This is a genomic window from Lentilactobacillus parafarraginis DSM 18390 = JCM 14109 (assembly GCF_001435895.1).
Lineage (GTDB): Bacteria > Bacillota > Bacilli > Lactobacillales > Lactobacillaceae > Lentilactobacillus > Lentilactobacillus parafarraginis.
Window position 1 is genome coordinate 1 of the sequence record NZ_AZFZ01000037.1, and the last position, 23273, is coordinate 23273.

Here is a 23273-nt window from a genome sequence, read left to right on the forward strand (position 1 = left end):
TCAATTTAGATCTCAAACAGTTTCTAAGAAGAAGCCATTCGAGGCGGTTTTGAACCGTTTTGGATGGTTTTTGATTTGCTCTTAGCAAAACCGCTGGCATGATGGATTTCTGTATGTAATTTGTATTTTTAGGGAAGATTATCTAACGAAAGTTTTCAGGACTCCAAAACTTCCTTTAATGTCTTTTTTTCACTATAATCAGTTTTAAGAGAGGTGAATTAAATGAAAAAGCGAATTCTGCTAATCATGATGAGCGTGTTTGTGATTGGGTTGATGCTTCCCATCACGACGATATCCGTATCGGCACAACAACGAATTGTTCTGAAGTCAGGATGGACGGTTATTAAAGGAAGTGCCTATCCGGGGGTCCCTTATCATGCTAAGAATCCTAAAAAGAGTGCGATTCTTTGGAAGACACCGACAGTTAGTAAGCATTCAAATTTAAATAAGTATCCATATGAAACTTGGAACGTTGTTGATGTTTGGGTGCTTCAAAAGGGTTCTAAAAAGCGGGTGTATTACCAAGTTGATGGCCAACACAATACCGGTTGGGTTTGGCGCGGCTATTTGATGAAGGGGCATAATCCCAATGAATCTAAAGACAAGAACCCTAATCAATTACCAGAAGATAACTAGCATTGATGATAAAATGCAAAATAGACGACTCCATTGCTCGAGCGGTTCGAAGCTCTTTGGACATCGAATCTGACGAGTCAGTAAAAATTAAAAAGGTAAACAGGCCTTGTCGCCTAGGTTTTATACAACCAGCAAAAGAAAATCAATGAATCTAGCGCATTATAAAAACGCCTTCTCAAAGAACAGCATCAGTCGCATGCTTGTTCCTCCTAAGAAGGCGTTTTTTCGATTAAATGTTATTTCACTACGGTCTCAGGTTAACCACCGTCAACTTCTCCCGTGACATCGAGAGAATACTGTTGTGAACCCCTTGAGTGCCCATTCCGGAGGCTTTGACACCTAGGAATGGGAAGTTGTCAGGGCCTCTTGATGGTCGGCCGTTGACTTGAACAGTTCCAACTTCAATGGCGCCGGCAGCTTCCAGAGCTTTATCAATGTCTTGGGTGAAGACACTGGCCTGTAAACCAAAGCTGGATTTGTTGGCAATCTTGATGGCTTCGTTTAACGAATGAACCCGAATGATTGGCAGAACCGGACCGAATGGCTCGATCCAGGCAACGTCCATATCCTGGGTAACATTGTCCAACAAGGTTGGCGTTAATAAATTACCATCGCGGTGGTTACCGGTTACTAAGGTGGCGCCCTTATCCAACGCGTCATCAATTAAACCGGAAACAAAGTCGGCGGCCTTGTTGTCAATTAAAGGAACGATGGTGCTGTTGTCAGCCGGAGAACCGACGCTCAAATTTTCAACGGCCGTCTTTAATTTGGCAACTAATTGGTCGGCAATCTTGTCATCGACTAAGACCCGCTTAACGGCAGTACACCGTTGACCGGAGTACGAGAACGCGCCGCTGATAATATTCTTGACGGTGACATCCAGATCGGCGTCTGAACAAACAATTGCCGGATCCTTACCACCAAGTTCAAGAACCAGCGGAATCATGATGGACTTTTGAGAGAGCCGTTTACCGGTTCGGGTACTACCTGTAAAACTAATCATGTTAATGCCGGGATGCTCGGTGAGGTAATCACCAATTTCCGAGCCGTGACCAGTAACCAAGCTTAACAAGCCCTTTGGAAGACCAGCTTTATCGAGGGCTTGAATCATCTTAATGCCACTGATTGATCCTTGAGTTGCTGGCTTGAAAATGACCGCGTTGCCCGCCATTAAGGCTGGGGCAATCTTGGAAGCCGACAGGTTAACCGGATAATTAAATGGCGAAATGGCGAGCACAACGCCAAGGGGAACCCGTTCGATAATCCCTAATTTTTCTTTGGAACCACCTGGGAAGCCATCGCCACGGACACTTTCGCCGTGCATATGTAAGGCTTCTTGAACGGTGTAACGGATTAAATTAATGGTCCGAACAACTTCACCTTTGGCGGCCTTGTAATTCTTACCAACTTCATCCATGACGGCAGTTGCCAAGTCATCCTTTTGCTTATCAAGTTCGTCAGCCCACTTATTTAAGTAGGCCCCACGTTCGCCTAATGACAGCTTTGCCCACGGTTTCTGAGCTTTCTTAGCGGCGTCAATTACTTGATCAACCTCGGATTGGGTAACGGCCTGCACCCGGCCGATGGTTTCGTGACGCCAAGGCGATTGAATTGCAATGGTCTTATTAGATTCACTAGTCTGCCAGTCACTAGCAAAGTATGCTGGGTATGTGGTGACATCGTTTTTGACAATATCCATATAAATAAGACTCCTTTCAAGACATTTTCAGAATAAATTATGAAAATGGTTTAATTTCATTAGAGTCAATTTTACAACCATTGCGCAACAAATACTAGCTAATGATGGTACTTGCGATTATTAAAGCGTTTCCAATTCTCGTTCATCCAAAAAAACAATCGTTCGTTATCAAGCTCGTCTTAGAAAACCCCGTTTTTATCATGATTTTCAGAAAACAAAAACTGATCACTACCCTTATCGAAGTGGTCAGTTAATGAAAATGGTAAATTAAATTCAGTAGATGTCTTACATCGTGAATGAATGGTTACCGCTGCTGGCGCTGATCGCGAACCCCAGCATCCTCACCCTCATATTTGAATAGATACCCAAAGCCCCGGATGGTTCTTAGCATCTGGGGCTTTTTGGGCTTCTTTTCGATCTTTTTTCGGAGATTACTAATATGGGTATCGATAATTCGCAGCGTGGCCCCGCTGGTATTTCCCCAAACCGCGGAGGCAATCTGAGCCCGACTCAGAACGGTATTTGAATGACTAATGAAAAATAGCAGTAACTTATATTCAATTGGGCTGAGACTTAACCGGTTGGTACCGTTGGCCACCTGAAACTTATTCAAATCAATCTTCAAATCCCCGACTGTCAAATTCGTTGTCGCTTGACCCTGGCGATTAATCTGCAGGCGATCCTTATTCTGATAAACCCAGAGCTTTTGAACGATTCGGGCCGCAATTTCATTTATAGAAGCTTTTCTCACGTAATCATCCAAATGATAGGTGAGAAAGTAGCTGCAGATCTGGTCAATCGGTTGGTTGGCGTCCGCCAGTAGTAGGATCGGGCCGGCAACCTGACTGCGCATAATTTGGATTTCCGAAGAATTGTGGGGGAGTGAAATACTGTTTAGATCCCAAACGACGCCGGAGATTTGCTGCAAAAGGTGTTCTAAAGGTTCAAATGAGACTCGCAATTTGATGTGAAAGGAATTCAACGTTTTTTCGAGCTGATTGGCGAGTTGTAAATCTTGACTAATGAGTAGCATTTCCAATGGCATCTGCAATTCCTCCATTTTAGATAAATTAATTACATATTAAGTTATGCCATACTTTTGACCAAAATCGGCGATATTTACGTTACTTTTACATAAACGAAACTCGATATTTACATGACGTTGATATATTAAGGCTGTACTTAAATGAGTACTAAAAAACGGGTTTCAATTAGGAGGAAATCATATCATGAAAAAAAGATCCTTTTTTTCAGCAATCGTAGCTTTGTCTGCTATGGGGGTATTACTTGCCGGGTGTGGCTCAAATAGTGCAAGTTCATCAAAGAAGTCGTCATCAAGTTCAAATGTCAAAATTACGGCAGTCGGCTCCACCGCACTTCAGCCATTAGTTGAACAGGCAGCAAGCAATTATCAAAAGGATAATAGCAAGGTCAACATTTCCGTTCAAGGTGGCGGTTCTGGTACTGGTCTTAGCCAAGTTCAACAGGGTGCCGTTACAATTGGTAACTCGGATATCTTCGCTGAACAGCAAACCGGAATTAAAGCCAAGGAATTGGTTGACCACAAGGTTGCCGTTGTTGGTATGACTCCCGTTGTTAACAAGGGCGTTGGCGTTAAGAACTTGACTATGAGTCAATTGAAGAACATCTTTACCGGCAAAGTTACAAACTGGAAACAGGTTGGCGGTAAAAACCTCAAGATCAACGTTGTGAACCGGGTTTCCGGTAGTGGTACGCGAGCAACATTTGAAGGGGCCGTTCTTGAAGGCGCAAAGGCCATTAAGACTCAGGAACAAGATTCAAACGGAACCGTTCAAAAGATTGTGTCAAGCACCCCAGGAACCATCAGTTACTTGGCCTTCTCATACGTTAACAGCAAGATTGAAGCCCCATCGATCAATGGTGTGAAACCAGATGATCAAAACGTTGAGAATAACAAATGGAAGATCTGGTCATACGAGCACATGTACACCAAGGGTCAACCAAACGCTGCTACTAAGAAGTTCTTGAACTACATGGATTCAGGTAAGGTTCAAAACAGCTTAGTACAAAAACTGGGTTACATCAGTATCCATGACATGAAAGTTCAAAAGAATGCCAGCGGTGCCGTAACCACTAAGTAGTTCCGGCGAATAACTAAATAATTCAGTCATCTTTAAGAAATCAAATAGCGTTTAATCACATGGAGGCTGGCGGCAAACTTGTAAGTTGCCCCCAGCCTTCATCCGGTTAAAGCAATAACGGTTCGTTTAAACATTTAGGAGGTTAATGATTATGGAAGGGATTAAGCCTGAGGCAAACGACAAGCTTAAGATGGATGGGATCAAAAAGGAATTACGAAATCCATCAAAGGCGACTCATCAGGATTACTTTGGCAAGACAATCAGTTACATCTGTATCGCGTTCGTGGGGTTGCTGGTGCTTTCAATTTTGTACTTTATCACCACGCGGGGGTTGGCAACGTTCACCCAGGATCACGTCAGTTTATGGGCGTTCCTGTCGGGAAGCAACTGGAATCCGGGGATGTTAGATTCTCATGGAAATCCTGAAATTGGCGCGCTGCCAATGATTGTCACGTCATTTAGCGTGACGGTTTTGGCTGCTTTGGTCGCTACCCCGTTTGCGATTGGCGTGGCACTGTTTATGACCGAAATCTCGCCGCGCCGGGGGACAAAATTCCTTCAACCGGTTATCGAATTGCTGGTTGGGATTCCCTCAGTTGTTTACGGGTTCATTGGTTTGTCAGTGATTGTCCCATTGATTCGGCACGCGTTTGGCGGTACTGGATTCGGGATCCTGGCCGGAACGATTGTGTTGTTCGTCATGGTTCTGCCAACGATTACGTCATTGTCAATCGATAGTATTCGTTCCGTTCCCATGTACTATCGTTCCGCATCGTTAGCCTTAGGCGCAACCAGGTGGCAAACCATTCACAAGGTGGTTCTTAGAGCCGCAACCCCAGGGATTTTAACCGCGATCATCTTCGGGATGGCCCGGGCATTCGGTGAAGCCTTAGCTGTTCAAATGGTCATTGGGAACGCTACTTTGATGCCGCACGGCCTGTTGACGCCATCTTCAACTTTGACCAGTCAATTAACCACCGGGATCGGTAACACGACCATGGGGACCCTGCCAAATAACGCTTTGTGGTCACTGGCATTAATCCTCCTATTGATGTCATTGGTCTTCAACATTATCGTTCGAATTATCGGAAAGCGAGGGAGTCTTAAATAATGAATTCAAAAGCTGCGAATAATGTCGCGACCGGCGTGATCTACGCGCTTGTGGTCGCAGTTGTCGGCATTCTGGTCTTTCTTCTGGGATACATTTTAATTACCGGTGTCCCCCACGTCTCCTTTCACTTTCTGACATCGGCCGCTGAGTCGTTTAAATCGGGCGGTGGGATTCGGGATCAACTATTCAACTCACTCTACCTATTGGTATTAACCCTGTTAATTTCCTTTCCAATTGCCCTGGGATCTGGGATTTATCTCTCGGAATACGCCCCCAACAATTGGTTTACGAACATTATCCGGACGGCAATCGAAGTGTTAAGTTCGTTACCGTCAGTGGTTGTCGGTTTGTTTGGCTATTTATTATTTGTTATCAAGTTCAACCTTGGCTTCTCAATTCTGGCTGGGGCCATCGCGCTGACATTCTTTAACCTGCCCCTGCTTACCCGGAGTATTGAAGAATCTCTCGAAGATGTACCGGATCTGCAACGGGAAGCCGGGTTGTCGTTGGGATTATCACGATGGAAAACCATTACGGGAATTGTTTTTCCCGCCGCGCTGCCAGGGATCTTAACCGGGATTATTCTGAGTGCCGGCCGGGTATTCGGTGAAGCCGCTGCTTTGATTTACACGGCAGGCCAAAGTGCCCCAATGGTCAGCTACAGTAACTGGAACCCATTCAGTCCCGCAAGTTTTCTCAACCCGATGCGTCCAGCGGAAACCTTAGCTGTTCATATCTGGAAAGTTAATACTGAAGGCGTTACGCCGGATGCGCTCCAAATTTCCAGTGGGGCCTCGGCGGTCTTAATTGTTGTGATTCTGCTGTTCAACCTTGGTGCGCGTTTCTTGGGTAACTGGGTTTACAAGCGGATGACGGCGGCGAAGTAGGAGGATATCATGCAAGATTACTCATTTGACGAAAAACACATTGTTCATATTCCGACTGAAAAAGCCCTGACGACTGAGGACCTTCAAGTTTACTATGGTAAAAATCATGCGATGACCGATGCCAGTCTGGAATTTCCCCGTTACCGGATCACTGCGTTAATTGGCGCTTCTGGTTCTGGTAAGTCAACCTATCTGCGATCGCTCAACCGAATGAACGATGCCATTGCGACGGTTGAGGGAAAAATTATTTATCGGGATACCGATATTAATAGTAAGAAAATTAATGTTTACGAAGTTCGCAAGCATATCAGCATGGTGTTCCAACGGCCCAATCCATTCGCGAAATCCATTCGGGAAAATATTACCTTTGCGCTGAAACGCAACGGCATTAAGGACAAGGCGGAATTAGAATACCGGGTTGAAAACAGTTTGAAATCGGCGGCTCTCTGGGACGAAGTCAAGGACGACCTCGATAAAAGTGCCCTGGCGCTATCCGGCGGGCAGCAGCAGCGGCTTTGTATCGCCCGCTGTGTTGCAATGAAGCCCGACATTCTCTTGTTAGATGAGCCGGCAAGCGCGTTGGATCCAATTTCAACGGCTAAAATTGAGGAAACCCTGAAGCAATTACGGAAGAGTTACTCAATTATTATCGTGACCCACAATATGCAGCAGGCGTCACGAATTGCTGATTACACGGCGTTCTTCCACATGGGCCATGTACTTGAATATGATAAGACGGAAAACATTTTTACGAATCCAGAAATTAAAGCCACTGAAGATTATATTTCCGGAAACTTCGGTTAAAGGGGTCCTGATAATGGAAAATACATCAACGAAAGCGACAACCAAACAGATTATTACATCTGAAGACGTTCACCTATACTACGGCGACTTTGAAGCGCTCCACGGCATTGATCTTGATTTTGGCGAACACGAGATTACCGCGCTGATCGGGCCCTCTGGTTGTGGGAAGTCGACGTATCTGCGGTGCTTGAACCGGATGAATGACTTGATTCCGGGGGTTAAGATTACTGGTTCCATGAAATTGGAGGATCAAGATATTTATGCTCCCAAGGTCGACGTGGTTGATCTGCGAAAACGGGTCGGCATGGTGTTTCAACAGCCTAATCCGTTTCCATTCAGCGTTTATGAAAACGTTGCTTATGGTTTACGGCTGGCTGGCGTCCATGATAAGAGTATTTTAGACGAACGGGTCGAAACCAGCTTAAAGCAGGCGGCCATTTGGGATGAAGTTAAGGACAACTTGTACGACAACGCGCTGTCATTTTCCGGTGGCCAGCAACAACGGATCTGTGTTGCCCGGGTGTTGGCTGTTCAGCCGGAAGTGGTTCTGTTGGACGAACCAACCAGTGCTTTGGATCCAATTTCCAGTGCAAAAATTGAGGACACCCTTTTGAACATTCACGATAAGTACACGGTCATCATTGTGACCCATAATATGCAGCAGGCTTCCCGAATTTCTGATCGGACCGCCTTCCTGCTGAATGGGAATTTGGTTGAATACGATAAGACCGAAAAATTGTTTATGAACCCGGAAAAAGAAGAAACCAGCGATTACCTAAACGGAAAGTTTGGCTAGGAGGAACAAGCAAAATGAGAGCATTATTCGGTGATGAGTTAAAGAAGCTCCACGGACGATTCGTTGAAATGGGCTTGAATATTAGTGAACAGATTTATAATTCAACCCAGGCATTTATTGAGCATGATAAAAAATTGGCCCAGGAAGTGATCGATGCCGACACCAATACAAATGGTGAGGAAATGGATCTTGAAAAGCAGGCTTTAAAACTAATTGCCCTCCAGCAGCCGGTTGCCACGGATTTTCGGGTAATTATCAGCATTCTAAAAGCCAGTTCTGATTTGGAGCGGATTGGTGATCACGCCGTCAGTATTTCCCGTGAGACCATTCGAATGAAGGGCCAAGCGCGGATTCCGGGTGTTGAAAAAGAAATCGCGACGATGACCGATCAGATTCGTGATATGTTGGAAAGAGCGCTGGATGCGTACACGAAAAATAATGAGTTGGCCGCGCGGAATTTATCTAAGAAGGACGTCGATGTCGACAAGCAGTATTTGGAAATTCGCAACGCAATTGTAACGGCTGTAAACCATGATTCAGAAACGGTTCAGTCGAGCTCAAGTTACTTCCTGGTCATTCGACTACTTGAACGAATTGGGGATCACATTGTGAACTTGGCGGAATGGATTGTCTATAGTGCCAGCGGAAAGATTGTCGAGTTAAATCCCGGAAAGGCCAATCCGGAATTGGTTAAGCGCCTGTATTCAGACGCAATTGGCACAAATGAATCAATTAAATGAATTGTTGGTTACCGAAAACCGATTCGCAAACTAGTTTCCGATTAGTTTCCGAATATGTTTGCGGTCTTTTTGACACCATTTTTACGTATTCTTTACATGTTAGTGCATCGCAATTTACACTATCCGGGTACCCTTATAGATGGAAGATGAATGGTTATCAGGCATTTATTGAAGGATGGTGGAAATCATGTCGACGGTACTCAACGAAATGAGACATACCCCCAAAATCGGTTGGGTGATCTCACTTGTTGTTCTGGCCATTATTGTGATTCTGATAAGCATTTCGTAACATCAATTCTTTACTTTGGAGGGTATTGTCAATGGGAAGTCGTTGTAAGTCATTGCTTAAAGGTGCGTTGAAGTGTGCGTTCGTATTATCAGTTGCGACCGTTACACTGAGTGGCCACCAACAAATAAGTCATGCCGCAGCCGCAAAAGGGAGTCTGGATGCAAGCGAATCGTTGAAAAAGGCAATCACGCCGGTTCAGGGGCCTTACGGCTACTTTGTCGATCATTACAAGGAGAACGTTAAGACGAACACCACACCGGATAATAATCCGGCCATTGCGATTTTTGATAACACATTCTTAAGCTATTGGTCGCCCGATGGTACTAAGAAGAATGCTGAATTATTACAGGAAAATTTGGATAAATCAATCCCAATTACGAATAACGCGACTCAAGCAGAAATTGACCGGTCTTATCTCACTGATCGCCGGGACCTTCGTTATAACTTGATTAGCGGTTTGGGACCCTATTCAACCGCGTTCATTAAGGACGCTGATGCCCAAACCGATTTTAATTCGGTTCCCAGTGCGCCGCTCCCCGCAAACTCACCATATAGTTCAATGAAATGGGCTGATGAAAATTCTAAGCTCGGTTCCGTTGTCAAGCTGGTGGATCTCAACGAAGCCTCTGATTGGTCCAGCACAGGGACGCCGAAGGGTTACATCAAATATGAGCGCCCTTATCGCTTAAGCAGCCAAGTCAAGGTCAACCCGTATTTGGTAAACGTGATGGCCGCTGCCCCTAAGACCGACTATGATTTTCCAAGCGGCCACACGACAGCCGCTTTTGAAACTGGCGAAGCGCTTGCCTACGTCTTTCCACAGCGATATCAACAATTAATCACCCGCTCGTCTGAAGTGGGTTATGATCGGGTTCTGGCTGGCCGCCACTCACCATTTGCTGTGATGGGAGGCCGGATTCTGGGAACGGCAATGACCGCTTCAACCCTCAATGATCCAGCAAATAAGCAGTTAATTGATCAGGCTTATCAAGATGCCCAAAAAGACTTGAGTAAGGCCGCTGATTCAACCGCCAAGGACACGTTTGCCAACTATCAACAAAATTTGAAGGACTACACGTACCGCTTAACGTACGGATTTAAGCCAATCAGCAGTACCACTAAGCCGATGGTTGTCCCTAAGGGCGCCGAAGTTCTCCTGAAGACCCGCTTGCCATACCTATCAGATGCTCAACGGCGAGAGGTTCTTTACACAACCGGATTACCATCTGGCTACCCAATGCTCGATGATCCGGAAGGCTGGGGTCGTTTGAACCTCTTTAAGGCCGCTAATGGGTTCGGAGAATTCTTGACTAATACCACGGTGACAATGGACGCTTCAAAGGGCGGCTATCAAGCTGCTGATACTTGGAAGAACGCGATCTCGGGTAAGGGTGGCTTAACCAAGGCCGGCAGCGGCCAGTTAACCTTGATTGGCGATAACACCTATGCTGGTGGGACAACGGTGAAGGCAGGCACTTTGGTTGCTCAAAACGATCATGCATTCGGAAATGGCTCATTGACACTGGATGGCGGTACCGTAACGCTGAGCGCTAAACATGTTACGGTTAAGGGAACTTACCATCAGGCTAAGGATGCCACCCTTCACGTTAACGCGGGGGATCGGGCAACGGTTGATGGATCAGCTCACCTTAACGGAACGCTGGTTGTGAATGGTGCGAAATCGAAGAACCAGACCGTTCTGACATTCTCTAAGCGGACCGGTAAATTTAGCCACGTTAAGCTTGAAGGATTTGGGAAAAATGCCCACGTTGTTTATACGAATAAATCTGTGAAAGTTACCGATTAGTTTCCGAAAACCACTTTAATTTCAATAACCAGTTTCCGAACCTGAAATTGACAATCTCCGTTTCCCGGATTACGCTTTAAAGCAATAATGGTTCGAAATAACGTAATTCATGGGTGGCGAAAACTGGTTAATTGAACGAGTACTGAAAGATCCCCTGAAATTATGTCATTTCAGGGGATCTTTGGTTTGTTGGGAGGCGGTTACGTGAACTTTATTGGCGCACTTTGTTTATTGCTTATTTTGACGACCTTGGCGGGACACCTGTGTAATCGGATTGGTATTCCCGCCGTGATTGGGCAAATTATGGTCGGAATTGTCGTCGGGCCCGCAATTCTTAATTTGATCAAACTCGATAGTTTATTAAATCTATTTTCACAAATCGGCGTGATCATCCTGATGTTCATTGGGGGGTTGGAAAGCAATCTTGCCCTCCTAAGAAAATACTTACGACCCGCGATCGTCGTGGCAATTGTCGGCGTGATTTTTCCGGTGCTCCTGATCGGCGCCGCTTGTGTGATGTTTTCATTTTCGGTGTTGGAAGCAATTTTTATCGGCGTTGTGTTCAGCGCCACCTCGGTGTCGATTTCGGTTGAGGTTTTGCGCGACTATCACGCCTTGGATACCAAGGAAGGGGCAACGATTCTCGGCGCGGCGGTTGCCGATGATATTATTGGGGTCATTCTGCTATCAATTATGATCAGCGTCATGGGGACCCAGGGAATCCAAACGAGTCAGTCATCTACCAGTATCGTGCTAATTTTCATCGAACAAATTGGTTTCTTTGGGCTGACCTACCTCATGGTTAAATGGATCGTCCCTTACCTGATGCGAATTGGGGAACGGCTGTTAATGGCTTCCAGCGTCACCATCACGTCAATGGTCATTTGCCTTGGGATGGCGTGGTGCGCGGATGCAGTTGGCCTGAGTGGTGCCGTTGGGGCGTTTTTCGCTGGGATTGCGGTTGCCCATACGCCTTATCGGCAAACCATTGAGAGTCATATGGAACCCATTGGCTACGCGATATTTGTCCCGATGTTCTTTGTCAGTATTGGGTTGAACATGTCCTTTACCCATTTGGCATCCTCGTTACTATTTGTCGGGGTGCTAACCGTTTTGGCCTGCCTCAGCAAATTATTTGGCTGTGGGCTCGGGGCACTGGTGAACGGCTTTGACATTCACAGTAGCTACATGATTGGCAGTGGCATGATTAGTCGCGGCGAAATGGGGCTGATTACCGCTCAAATTGGGTTCTCGTCTGGCTTGCTTTCGCCGGCGTATTACTCGGATTTAATTTTGGTGATTATTTTATCGACGATGATTGCGCCATTTTTGTTAAAGCACGCAATTCATCACTTGCCGCAAACGCGAAAAGTGGACGCGCCTGTCTTGTAATCGATTTTCCACGAAGTGATAATTAATAAGTTTTTTTCACACTTTTTAAGAAATATTCTTGACATTCTCATGTTAAGTGAATAGAATCTTAACCAATGACAACGAGATAAACGAAAAAACGATGCGTAGAAGAGTAGTTTTCATGACGACTTGAAGAGAGCTCCGATTTGGTGAGATGGAGCAGTTGGATTGATGATGAAAGTAATCTACAAGTTGTAACGATGATTTTCAATGGTAGTCGTTACTGGGAATGCGCCCATTACCGCAATGGAGTATCACTTAGATCTGACCGGTCTCTTCTAAGTCGTACTTTTCGAGCTAATTATTGTGAGATAATTAGGAATAAAGGTGGTAACACGTGCAAACGTCCTTAGCTGTTGTAATAACAGCTAAGGGCGTTTTTTTCGTTGTCAGGCAATTATTCGCTCATTAATTTTATACAGGAGGAACTGCAACATGGAAAAAGGACTCAACTTAACGCGTAAGCAATATATTATTACCGCTTCATTGTTGTTCGGCATGTTCTTTGGTGCCGGAAACTTAATCTTTCCAATTCACTTAGGACAGATGGCCGGCCAAAATTGGTTGCCAGCTGCCATCGGATTTCTGGTTTCAGCCATCTGTTTGCCATTGCTGTCAATTCTTTCGATCAGTATGACCGAAAGTAGCAGTATGTATGATTTAGCATTGCCAGCCGGCAAGATTTTTGCCCTGGTATTTCTGATCTTAACCCACTCGTCACTGGGGCTGCTGATTGCCTCACCACGGACGGCCACGGTTACCTTCTCAATGGGAATTCAGCCGTTTATTCCAAAGGCGTGGACGCAATGGAGTCTCTTAATCTTCTCATTTCTGTTCTTTGGGGCAACGTTACTCTTGGCCTATAACCAAAACAAATTGACCCGCAACGTCGGAAAAATTTTGAACCCAATTCTGGTTTTGCTCCTCGCCTTTCTGTTCTTCGTTGCCTTCTTCTTAAAGGGCGGCGACATGCGCAGTATGTCACTGTTTCCCGCAAGCGGTCAGGGAACGGGTTCACTGATCAACGGGTTTTTGCAAGGTTACAACACCATGGATGCTTTGGCCGGCTTAGGATTTGGGGTTACGATTGTGACCGCTTTGAAATTATTTGGTCAAAAGGATAACCGCCAGCGTTCCAAGTCAGTTGCGATTATTGGGGCCCTCACAATGGGGTTTGAAGCGTTGATTTACATCTTCCTGATTGCTCTAGGTGCTTCGAGTCTGGCTTACACCAAGATGAGCGCTGACGGCGGGACGGCCTTCACCACGATTATGCGGCACTATACCGGCATGGCCGGCGCGTCAATCTTAGCCGCCCTCACCCTGATTGCCTGCCTAACCACTTCGATTGGGTTAATCACCTCACTTTCACAAGATTGGGGCCGCCGGTTCCCACGAATTGGGTATCACCGCTTCTTGATTTTTGCCACCATCGTATCGTTCTCAATTGCCAACTTCGGGCTTGACCAAATTATTCTTTACTCATCACCAATTCTGAGCTTCCTTTACCCACTGGCAATTTCATTGATCATTCTCGGGATTATGCGACCATTTATCGGTCGTCGGCCCCTGATCTACCGGAGTACGATTACATTAACCATGATCCCGGCAATTTTGGATTTGATTCACAACCTGCCGCCAATATTTGCTAATCAGTCGTTCATTGCCGCAATCAATGCTTGGGCAACGCACCACATCTTTCTCTACAGCGTTGGGTTGGATTTCCTGCCATTCATGCTGCTTGGCCTCATTGGCAGCTGGGTCATTTCTAAATTCGCCAAGCAAGCCATTCCAAGTTCTGAAGGATCATCAATCAATAATAATTAAACTGACATAACCGTCATTTTAATTGGCTTTTCACATCACATAGAAAATCATTCGGTGCGCAACCGCATTACACATAGCTCGAGGCCGGGACAAAACCAAAAATTTTGTTCCAGCTTTTTTCGTCCAAATATTATCTAGCTGAATCATGGGCCGGAAGCTAACCGCTTTGTGTCCCCCACGCTTGTACTGATGACGGATTTCGCTGAAAAATTAAAAAGTGCTACTATTAAGGAGTCGATTTATATCAGATAATTCAAAATTGATTATCAGGAGGCTTTTTATTTGGAAGATCGAAATGCGCCAATTGGCGTCTTTGACTCAGGTGTGGGGGGCATCAGCACGTTACGTACCCTTGCCAAATCCTTACCAAAGGAAAACTTTATCTTTTACGGTGATTCCGCAAACGCACCATACGGCGAGCGGCCGGCCGACCAAGTTTATCAGTTGTCGGTGACGGCAATCGATCAGTTGAGAAAGCAGGGAATTAAGGCTTTGGTGATTGCCTGCAACACCGCCACTAGCGCTGCCAAACCCCAGCTAATCAGCCGGTATCCGGACATGCCGATTTTAGGAATTGAACCGGCGCTGAAGCAGGCAGTTGATGCCGGGAAGAAGGACATTTTAGTGATGGCGACGCCACTGACGATCAGTCGACCAAAATATCAGAACCAGGCCGCTAAATTCAAGGATCAGGCAACGATCTATTCGCTGCCATGTCCGGGGTTAGCAGATCGAATTGAACTGGGAACGGCGGGCTTACCACAGATTAGTTCCTTGCTGGATCAACTCTTGGCCCGATACCTAGACAAGCCGATTGATGCGCTGGTGCTGGGATGTACCCACTACCCATTTGTGAAGGATATCATTGCTGAGAAGCTGGACGGTCAAATCGAAATTTACACTGGATATGATGGGATTGAACGGTATTTAGAATACAAGTTGCGGACCAAGTCGTTATTGCGAACCGAAAACCAAAAGCAAACCATTCAATTTATGAGCAGTCGGGATACGCCGGCGGAACTCGCGTTGTACCAGAGTTTATTTGATCACGGGATTCAGAGATAGGAGGCGTTACCATGATTTATTCACCATTAAATGAATGCGATGTGCCAAGTAACCGTTAGTTTTCAGTCCAAATTCTAAAAAATAACGGAGGCATATCAATATGAAAATGACCATGGACCAAACTTTACCAGATGGGATCAGTTTAGGCGTTACCGACATTCACTTCACCAACCAGGCGCGCAGTCCAGAAATGTGGCGGGACTTACTCGATCCGTTGGATACCCAGATTAGCAGCAACGATTCGCTGGAAACCATTCGTCAGGACCCCCGAATCATGGCAACCAAACAGATTTATAAGCAGGCTGGCAAGGATCCCGCTCGTTTTCGGCCGTCCTCGGACAGTTTGTGGCGCCGGGTGGCTAAGGGAAAGGGAATCTATCAGATTAACGCGTTGGTGGATCTGAATAATTATCTGTCACTGCGGTTTAAATTCCCGTTTGGCAGTTACGATGTCGATCATATCGATGGGGATGTTCAATTGACAATCGGATCAGCTGGTCAGCAGTACGCCGGGATTGGCAAAAGCATGGTGAACATTGAAAACCTGTTGGTATTAGCGGATCGGCAAGGGCCATTTGGCAGCCCAACCTCGGATTCAACCAGGGCGATGATTACAGAAAAGACCCAGCATGCATTGATTGTGGCCTATTTATTTGGTGCCGACAATCAGCAGGCAAATGCCATTCAGGCAACGGTTAAGCAGACGGTCATGAAGTATTTGGACCACGTCACGGACTTGACTCAGCAAATTATTAACGAACCGCCAGTTTTGTGACGCGGGCGAATTGATTCCTGTTATAATGGGGCAAAATAAGGAGTTGGTCAGGATGAACTTCAAGGATGCCCTGCATCTTATCAAAAAGAATCATGTGAACATTAACGATGATATGCTCAAAGAAGCCCTCGAAAAGCAAACGATTAAAGCCACTGGTTCTCTGGATAACGGATCATTAGATATTGACGCCGATAGTCTCAACGCTTACATTCAAAAGCGCCAAGCCGAAACAGATGAACTGATTAAACGTATGAAACGGGAAACCGGCTTTAAATTGGGCGGATTTCTATAAAATAACGAAAACTGGTTCTGAAATTTGACGTTGAAGTCAGGTTTCAGAACCAGTTTTTGATTAAAGTACTTTTTTGTCCGTGTAGCGAGTTTCTAAATTGTTAAAGTCGTAGTCTTTCAAATTCGAAACATCGTCCTTGCCGTTAAAGAAGGCGGTGTAACTGCGGGCGAGCATGAGGTTGAGCTGGCCGTTATCGCCAAATTGGACCATAATGACCGGAATGTTGGCTTCATGCGCCGAACCGATTTCAAAGACCGTTCCGGAATCTGGTTCCGTAAGCCCCTCTTCTAACTGGTAGTCCAAGATTGCGACCACCACGTCGGCCTTGTGCACTTGGCGCAGATCGGAAGCAAAGACGGCGTCCTGCCATTTGAAACTTCCGAATGGTTCGGATTCAAACTGGTGATCTTGAGGAATGAAAATTTGGTCCGCGTCGATGGTCGGGTTTTGTTTGAGAAGTGACACGACCGTGGCAATTCGGTCACGCTGGCCATCACTGAAGAATGGGGATGCGAGATAGACGGAATTTTGATGGGTTGGCATGGAAATCATCCTTTCACTGAGCGAGTTATGTTACCCATATTGTACACGAAAACCGAACGAAATTGGTAATTTTCTTGATAATTTTCAGCTATTGCTTTCTGAAACCAATTATTGGGGTTCCGTTGTACAATTAACAGTGATTAGTAACCGATTGGAGTCGGTACATCATGGCGGTCGGTTAAGAAACGAGGGGATGGGCAAATGACTAACGAACGGGTTCAACCACACATGGGAAACGTAGGTTTTATTATTTTTCTGGCACTATTAAGCGCCTTTGTGCCGCTGTCGACAGATTTGTACTTGCCGGCCCTGCCAACGATGACGACGTTCTTTCACGTTTCCGAATTTACCATGAACCTGACACTAATTCTGTTCTTCATATTTTATAGTATTGCGACGCTGGTTTGGGGTCCTCTCAGTGACCGGTACGGGCGGCGGCCAATTCTCTTAATTGGATTGACGTTGTATATGATTGCCGGGATTCTATGTGGAATCGCAAACTCCGCGTTTGAAATTATTATTTTTCGGGTGCTTCAAGCCATCGGCGGTGGCGTGGCAACCACGATTGCGACGGCGATTATCAAAGATGTGTACGTCGGCCGCAAACAGGAAACCACTTTGGCGATCGTGCAGTCAATGGTGGTGATTTCCCCAGCCTTGGCGCCGGTTTTTGGTTCGCTATTATTAACGTTCATTTCTTGGCGGGGAATCTTCTTTACCCAGGCGATTCTGGGATTAATCGTGGTCCTGGGGTCACTCATCTTTAAGGAAACCCACGATACGTCCAAAGTTACCGTTAACGTTCTTCAGTCCCTTGGGCGGTTGGGCGTTTTGCTGAAAGATCCCGGCTTTTCGGCAATGCTGGTAAACTTTTCTGCCGTGTCAATTGTGTCGCTCAGCTTCATTTCATCCTCGTCATACATTTTTCAGGTGCACTTTGGACTCAGCAGTCAAATGTTCAGCTACTTCTTTGCCTTTAACGCGATTGGGATGTTACTGGGACCGCTGTTGTACATTCGATTATCCAAAGTCATTGATCGAATGGTTATTCTGTATGCCTGCTTCTTTCTGGGGATTGTTGGCGGGATCCTGATTATCTTGTTTGGCCTCGACAACCCGTACTTATTTGCGATCACCGAACTGCCAGCAACCCTCGCCAGTTCGGCAAGTCGGCCGCCGGCAACTTATCTGATCTTGAAGCAGCAGGAAAATGACAACGGGTCAGCTTCCTCACTATACAGCGCCGGTGGCACGATCATGGGAAGCCTTGGGATGGTCGTCGTGTCGTTTACGACGTCCTGGCCGGTGTTGATTATTGCGGTGATTGATATTGTGATTAACGTGATCTGTGCGCTGGGGTTATATGCGACGTTGAAGTTTTTACGAAATCAGATTATTTTATAGCCGATTATCAAAACGCAAACTTCATCACAAAAGTTTGCGTTTTGATTTGTCACTATTTATTGGTGAGATCGTGGTGAACATTGGTCAGCTGCATTCTCCAGCGCTACTACAAGCCTTCTGAATGATTCGTGCAGTGGTTGCAAGCAATTCTGGATAAGTGATTGAAAATTGACGAAACAAATTATTAAAAACCTCTCATAATCACGTCAAAAAAGGAGTATATTATAGATATCACTTTATAGAAAGAGGGTCGGGTACGCCGATGATATCCACATTTATGTTTCTTATAGTCGCCGGTTTTGGTGCTGGGTTGCTCGCATCAACCGCCGGGATGGCTTCACTAATTTCATACCCCGCCCTTCTATCGGTGGGGTTGCCGCCGGTGCTTGCCAATGTGACGAACACCACGGCGCTCATATTTTCCGGAATCGGATCGACGGTTTCTTCGCTGAAGGAGCTGAAAGGCCACTGGAAAAAGTTATCCCTCTACATAGCTTTATCACTGATTGGTAGTATTGGTGGTAGTTTCCTATTGTTGATTGCCCCTGCTTCAACCTTTAAAAAGGTTGTGCCATTCTTTATCCTGGCTGCTGGGATTTTACTCTGGGCATCCAGTCGGAAGAAGGCCACTTCGACTGACAAGATGAAGGAAGCCCACCAGAACTCGTCGAAGCGGTTCTGGATTACTCTGATTAGCTGGATCGGAATCGTGCTGGTCGGGGCTTATACCGGCTACTTTGGGGCTGCCGGCGGGGTAATCTTCCTTGCTATCTTGTCAGTGATTACTGACGACCGCTTTGTGGTGGTGAACGCCATGAAAAATGTGATTGCGTTCGCTGGTAATTTGATCGCGACGATTATCTTCATTTTCAAAACCAATATTGACTGGTTGCTGGTGATCCCACTGGGTCTGGGGCTTTTAATTGGCGGGTATACCGGGCCGATTATTGTCCGGCACGCGAATATCCATGTGCTGCGGGCATTGATTTCGCTGGCTGCGTTTGGGCTGGCTGCATATTTGTTCGTGACCGCTTATTTCTAGAAATCAAAGCTTAATTGAGTGGATTAAAAAACCGGAGTTGACAGTTAATTTTCACTGCTAACTCCGGTTTTGAGTTTCAATCTTAATTTGTAATAGTGGGTTAGCCTACCAACCAATCTTCCCAGTATCACTGGGCATCTTAACCTCACCGTTCTCAACCGCGGTAAACGCGTCGTCGAGGACCTGAAGCGCTTGGTCCAGTTGTTCTCTTGGAATGACCAACGGTGGCTGAAAACGAAGGATATTGCCTTGTAGAGTGATAATGACGACCCCGTGCGCAAATGCATAGTAGATTACCTTAGTGGCACCGTCATTATCGGGTTCCTTGGTCTGAGGATCCTTCACCAGTTCAATGCCGCCATTTAATCCCCACATGCGAACGTCACCAATCATTGGGTGGCGTTTTTGCATATCCAAGAAGCGTTGCTTAGCATAGGCACCCTCGGTTGCTGAACGCTCTACCAGGTGATCGTCACGGATGACGTCAAGGGTTGCCAATGCCGCTGCTGAACAGACAGGATTCCCTGAAGTGGTAAACAGATGGGCGGGGGCGTCGAGACTCTGCATGACGTCCTTCTTGCCGATAACGGCACTCAGTGGCATTCCGGAAGCCAGGGATTTTCCAACTGACATTAGGTCAGGTTCGATATCCTTGTACTGCTGAATGCCCCACATCTTACCGGTCCGGCCAAGCCCCTGATTTACTTCGTCAATCGCAAACAAGATGCCATGGTCATGGCAGAATTTATAAACCAGCTGCATATATTCTTCAGGGGCTTTAACGATCCCGCCATCGCCTTGAATGGCTTCAATCAGGACACAGGCCGTTTCGTCAGCTGGCAGAAATGATTCAAACGGTGCTTTAAAAGCGTCAAAGTACCTGACGGCGACATCGTGTTCAGTTTCGCCTTCGTAGCGTCGGTACAAATCCGGATAGGGAACGTGAACCACGCCTGGCAGCATCGGGCCAATCTTTCGAGTCATATTCAAGCTGGTTCCCGATAAGGTTTGCGAACCATAGGTGGAACCATGGTATGAGCCCATGTAGGAAACGACGTATTGGCGACCGGTGTAGGCTCGGGAGAATTTAATGATCGCGTCGTTGGCGTCCGAACCGGAGTTGCCGAAGCTAACCATTTTTGGCGTATCGCCAGGGGCAATTTCTGCCAGTCGCTTGGCCAGATCGATTCCAGGCACGTGATGAAAATAGGCCGGCGTGTAATGAATTAATTTTTGGGCCTGATCACTAATTGCCTTCACAACGCGCTGGTTGGTGTGGCCAACGTTGATTGCCGATGCACTGGCCAGCAGGTCGATATATTTGTTGCCATCAACGTCAACCAGTGTGGCGTCGTGAGCGTGGTCGATTACCAAGTTATAGTAGTTAATCCGCGCTGAACGGGCATAGTAATTATTTTCTTCGTCAATTAGCCGAGATGCCTTCTCTAAATTGCTCATGAAAATCACCGATCCCCTTTAAATATGAAAAGTTTGTGATAAATGGAAACTATGTCGTCAATATTGTTAGTCTAATTTCTCGTTGTTGTGTTCCTTCTGCTTATCAAGAGTAGCAGTTGAGTGCTTCATTCCGTAGCCGAAGTAAATCAACATACCGAATATGAACCAACCCAGTGCGTAGGTTTTTGCTTGGATATCAAGACCCCAGAAAATCCCAAGGGCCCCAAGAAAACCGAGGGCGGGCAATACTGGGTAAAGTGGCATTCTAAAGCTTGGCATTGGAATGTCTTTGCCTTCACGAGGACGTAAAGCGTAAATGCCGATGGAAACGAACATAAATGCAATCAGGGTTCCGGCTGAAATCAACTGAGCCAGGAATGTGAATGGGAAAAACGCGCCAAGGGCGATCCCAATGATCGTTAAGACAATCAAAGCCCGGTTTGGCAAGTTGTTGCTTAATTTACCCAATGCTTTTGGCAACAGGCCGTCACGACCGAATGAATAAAGCAGACGCGAACCAGCCAGCATCATTCCGATGAGGGCGGTGAACATTCCGACAACCGCAACTGCTTGAACGACGGTTGCAATCACTGCGTGGCCACTTTGGCGAAGGGCCCAACCAACTGGCTCAGCGTTGTTTGCGTAGTCCGAGTAACGGAACATCCCAACAAGAACCAGGGCAACGGAAACGAACAGGATCACAGCGATAACCAATGAACCGAGGATACCTCGGGGCATGGTTTTCTGTGGGTTCTTAGCTTCCGCGGAGTTTGCGGCAATGGAATCAAAGCCAATGTAAGCAAGAAAAATTTCGGAAACCCCGGCGTAAATTCCTTGCCAACCACCAAACGCGGATCCGTCTGCATTGGGGTGATATTTAGGAATAAACGGGGTGTAGTTACTTGATTTGATGGCGGTAGCACCAACGAAGATGAAAACTAAAATAGCAATCACTTTAAGAACAACCAAGGTGTTTTCAACTCGAGCGGTTTGTGATGCGCCTCGTGACAGCAACGTGGTTACCAAAATGATCACGATAATCGCAAATAAATCCATCAATCCGCCATTAGAACCGGTCGATGCAGTGGAAAGGGATGCCGGTAACTTGAATCCCAGTGGCCCAATTAAGCCCTGGAAGTTTGCGGAAAGCCCCGAAGCAACGAACGCGACGGCGATGAAGTATTCGGCTAGCAATGCCCAGCCGGCAATCCAGCCCCAAAATTCACCAAAAACAACGTTGATCCATGAATATGCGGAACCCGCAAATGGCATTGCGGCGGCCATTTCAGCGTAAGCAAAAGCCACCATCCCGGCAACAATCGCGGCAGCCAAGAAGGAAAGCGCAACGGCTGGGCCGGCATGTTGGGCAGCAACAACGCCTGGCAGCGTGAAGATGGACGTTGAAACAATCGTACCAACGCCAAGAGCCAGGAAGTCTTTGGTGGTTAAACTGCGGATAAGATGGGAGTCCTTATCCTGATAAACCAAGGGGTCCTCTTTTCGGAACATCTTTTCGAACACACTACTCATTAACAATCACTCCTAATATATATGGTAAAGTTGCCGATAAAATGATAAATTAAACGTCAGATCGATTTTTATAGAATAACAAATTTTGCACGTAAATTAAAGAATTATTTGAAATATCTTTTTATAATTAGTTATGTACGATTATACCAATTTAATGCAAAATAGTCATAATTGGTGCCCGACGCTGGGTGTAGTTTACATCAAAAAAGTTTACGTTGCAAATTTAAGATCTAATCCTAATTTAATTTTACGAGATAATTTGATATAATCTCATCAGGTGGGTTTGCGATTTTTATTTGCCCATTCATGATTAAATCACTATAATGATATGTGTGTCATCATGAAGGGTATTTGTTCAAAAAATAACTAGTAGGGGGCGATATCATGTCGTTGACTATCAAAGAGCTTGCTGATCAGTTAGCAGTTTCCAAAACTGCAATCCGGAAACATATGGACGACGAGTTTCGAAGTACATATACAATCAAACAAGGTAATAAGATTCTGATTAAGGATGACGGAGTTGAAGCACTAAAAGAACAATTCAAGAATTCCGAATCAGGTACCGAAAACTCGACTGAAGATGATTCAACTGCTCAAGCAGGAACCAAGGATGGTAAAAGTACCACAGCATTATTAGCGGAAACGCTGGAAGATCAACGCAAACAGATTGAAGAAAAGGATAAACAAATTCGTGAATTACACCAGTTACTTGATCAATCACAACGTTTGCAGTTAGATGTTCAAAATAAGTTAAAACAGCTTCAGAATCGGCTTGGCAATTCGGCAACTAAAACAATCGAAGAATCCGTTAGTGATCAATCAACAAACGATCACGAAACCAAAACCGATGACCATGCAGAATCTGAAGCTGAGAAAAAGCCGCAGACGAATTCAGTTGTTGATTCTTATAAGACTGACAAGGTGCTTTCCAGTGATGGAACCAGTTATCAGGCTGCACCGCGTAAGAAGAAACACTGGTGGCAATTTGGCCGTTAAGGTCCTTCTATGATATAGGTAGCTATTATATGTAAC

21 protein-coding genes and 1 other annotated feature are annotated in these 23273 nt (G+C 45.9%); of the genes, 16 read left to right on the top strand and 5 right to left on the bottom strand.

All coding sequences use genetic code 11. The features are described from left to right. Nucleotides 1-222: 222 nt before the first annotated feature. Nucleotides 223-636 (top strand): hypothetical protein, encoded by a 414-nt coding sequence (locus FD47_RS09070; protein ID WP_054735097.1) that lies wholly within the window; start codon nucleotides 223-225, stop codon nucleotides 634-636. Nucleotides 637-880: 244 nt separating this feature from the next. On the opposite strand, the gene FD47_RS09075 is transcribed toward FD47_RS09070, so the two are convergent. Both FD47_RS09075 and FD47_RS09080 read right to left on the bottom strand, forming a co-directional pair. Further along, nucleotides 881-2335 carry an NADP-dependent glyceraldehyde-3-phosphate dehydrogenase gene (locus tag FD47_RS09075; protein ID WP_056980563.1) on the bottom strand — a complete coding sequence of 485 codons (1455 nt, stop codon included), beginning with the start codon at nucleotides 2333-2335 and terminating at the stop codon, nucleotides 881-883. 304 nt (nucleotides 2336-2639) lie between these two features. Continuing rightward, nucleotides 2640-3395, bottom strand: a complete 756-nt coding sequence (locus FD47_RS09080) for a winged helix-turn-helix domain-containing protein (RefSeq protein WP_054735100.1) — start codon at nucleotides 3393-3395, stop codon at nucleotides 2640-2642. A 169-nt stretch (nucleotides 3396-3564) separates the two neighbouring features. On the opposite strand from FD47_RS09080, the gene FD47_RS09085 reads away from it, so the two are divergent. The 12 genes from FD47_RS09085 to FD47_RS09140 all read left to right on the top strand — a co-directional run bounded on the left by FD47_RS09085 (nucleotide 3565) and on the right by FD47_RS09140 (nucleotide 16264). Continuing rightward, nucleotides 3565-4458, top strand: a complete 894-nt coding sequence (locus FD47_RS09085; RefSeq protein WP_008213470.1) for a phosphate ABC transporter substrate-binding protein PstS family protein — start codon at nucleotides 3565-3567, stop codon at nucleotides 4456-4458. A 151-nt stretch (nucleotides 4459-4609) separates the two neighbouring features. Further along, complete coding sequence (pstC, locus tag FD47_RS09090; protein ID WP_225352886.1) at nucleotides 4610-5569, top strand: phosphate ABC transporter permease subunit PstC; 960 nt, start codon at nucleotides 4610-4612, stop codon at nucleotides 5567-5569. Continuing rightward, nucleotides 5569-6456 carry a phosphate ABC transporter permease PstA gene (gene pstA, locus FD47_RS09095; protein WP_008213473.1) on the top strand — a complete coding sequence of 296 codons (888 nt, stop codon included), beginning with the start codon at nucleotides 5569-5571 and terminating at the stop codon, nucleotides 6454-6456. The genes pstC and pstA overlap by 1 nt, the downstream gene beginning before the upstream one ends. Nucleotides 6457-6465: 9 nt before the next feature. After that, a complete protein-coding gene (gene pstB / locus FD47_RS09100) occupies nucleotides 6466-7260 on the top strand; it encodes a phosphate ABC transporter ATP-binding protein PstB (protein WP_054735105.1) in 795 nt (264 codons plus the stop codon). Between the two features lie 13 nt (nucleotides 7261-7273). After that, nucleotides 7274-8056, top strand: coding sequence for a phosphate ABC transporter ATP-binding protein PstB (gene pstB, locus FD47_RS09105; protein ID WP_054735106.1), 783 nt, complete (start codon nucleotides 7274-7276; stop codon nucleotides 8054-8056). A 14-nt stretch (nucleotides 8057-8070) separates the two neighbouring features. Beyond that, the gene (phoU, locus tag FD47_RS09110; RefSeq protein ID WP_054735109.1) at nucleotides 8071-8796 is read left to right on the top strand and encodes a phosphate signaling complex protein PhoU; all 726 of its coding nucleotides are present in this window, start codon (nucleotides 8071-8073) and stop codon (nucleotides 8794-8796) included. Nucleotides 8797-9116: 320 nt separating this feature from the next. Continuing rightward, nucleotides 9117-10892: a phosphatase PAP2 family protein gene (locus FD47_RS09115; RefSeq protein ID WP_056980565.1), complete on the top strand. Its 1776-nt coding sequence runs from the start codon at nucleotides 9117-9119 to the stop codon at nucleotides 10890-10892. Between the two features lie 204 nt (nucleotides 10893-11096). Next, nucleotides 11097-12284: a cation:proton antiporter gene (locus FD47_RS09120; RefSeq protein ID WP_056980568.1), complete on the top strand. Its 1188-nt coding sequence runs from the start codon at nucleotides 11097-11099 to the stop codon at nucleotides 12282-12284. A gap of 112 nt (nucleotides 12285-12396) precedes the next feature. Then, nucleotides 12397-12659: a binding site (T-box leader), on the top strand. A gap of 81 nt (nucleotides 12660-12740) precedes the next feature. Continuing rightward, entirely contained in the window at nucleotides 12741-14132 is a 1392-nt protein-coding gene (brnQ, locus tag FD47_RS09125; RefSeq protein ID WP_054735111.1) for a branched-chain amino acid transport system II carrier protein, read from the top strand. 282 nt (nucleotides 14133-14414) lie between these two features. Further along, the gene (gene murI / locus FD47_RS09130; protein WP_054735114.1) at nucleotides 14415-15197 is read left to right on the top strand and encodes a glutamate racemase; all 783 of its coding nucleotides are present in this window, start codon (nucleotides 14415-14417) and stop codon (nucleotides 15195-15197) included. Nucleotides 15198-15297: 100 nt separating this feature from the next. Then, the gene (locus tag FD47_RS09135) at nucleotides 15298-15972 is read left to right on the top strand and encodes a B3/B4 domain-containing protein (RefSeq protein ID WP_054735117.1); all 675 of its coding nucleotides are present in this window, start codon (nucleotides 15298-15300) and stop codon (nucleotides 15970-15972) included. Nucleotides 15973-16024: 52 nt separating this feature from the next. Continuing rightward, nucleotides 16025-16264, top strand: coding sequence for a hypothetical protein (locus tag FD47_RS09140; protein WP_054735120.1), 240 nt, complete (start codon nucleotides 16025-16027; stop codon nucleotides 16262-16264). Nucleotides 16265-16324: 60 nt separating this feature from the next. Here FD47_RS09140 and FD47_RS09145 read toward each other — a convergent pair whose 3' ends face one another. Next, the gene (locus tag FD47_RS09145) at nucleotides 16325-16807 is read right to left on the bottom strand and encodes a nucleoside 2-deoxyribosyltransferase (protein ID WP_054735124.1); all 483 of its coding nucleotides are present in this window, start codon (nucleotides 16805-16807) and stop codon (nucleotides 16325-16327) included. 201 nt (nucleotides 16808-17008) lie between these two features. On the opposite strand from FD47_RS09145, the gene FD47_RS09150 reads away from it, so the two are divergent. Both FD47_RS09150 and FD47_RS09155 read left to right on the top strand, forming a co-directional pair. After that, on the top strand, nucleotides 17009-18211 hold the full coding sequence (locus tag FD47_RS09150) for a Bcr/CflA family efflux MFS transporter (protein ID WP_054735140.1): 1203 nt from the start codon (nucleotides 17009-17011) through the stop codon (nucleotides 18209-18211). Nucleotides 18212-18473: 262 nt separating this feature from the next. Continuing rightward, complete coding sequence (locus FD47_RS09155) at nucleotides 18474-19253, top strand: sulfite exporter TauE/SafE family protein (RefSeq protein ID WP_054735127.1); 780 nt, start codon at nucleotides 18474-18476, stop codon at nucleotides 19251-19253. A gap of 105 nt (nucleotides 19254-19358) precedes the next feature. On the opposite strand, the gene FD47_RS09160 is transcribed toward FD47_RS09155, so the two are convergent. Further along, entirely contained in the window at nucleotides 19359-20711 is a 1353-nt protein-coding gene (locus FD47_RS09160) for an aspartate aminotransferase family protein (protein ID WP_056980570.1), read from the bottom strand. Between the two features lie 66 nt (nucleotides 20712-20777). Then, nucleotides 20778-22241, bottom strand: a complete 1464-nt coding sequence (locus tag FD47_RS09165; protein ID WP_008210716.1) for an APC family permease — start codon at nucleotides 22239-22241, stop codon at nucleotides 20778-20780. 384 nt (nucleotides 22242-22625) lie between these two features. Between FD47_RS09165 and FD47_RS09170 the strand changes: the two genes are divergently transcribed. Further along, nucleotides 22626-23237 carry a replication protein B gene (locus FD47_RS09170; protein WP_054735130.1) on the top strand — a complete coding sequence of 204 codons (612 nt, stop codon included), beginning with the start codon at nucleotides 22626-22628 and terminating at the stop codon, nucleotides 23235-23237. The last annotated feature ends 36 nt before the right edge of the window (nucleotides 23238-23273 follow it).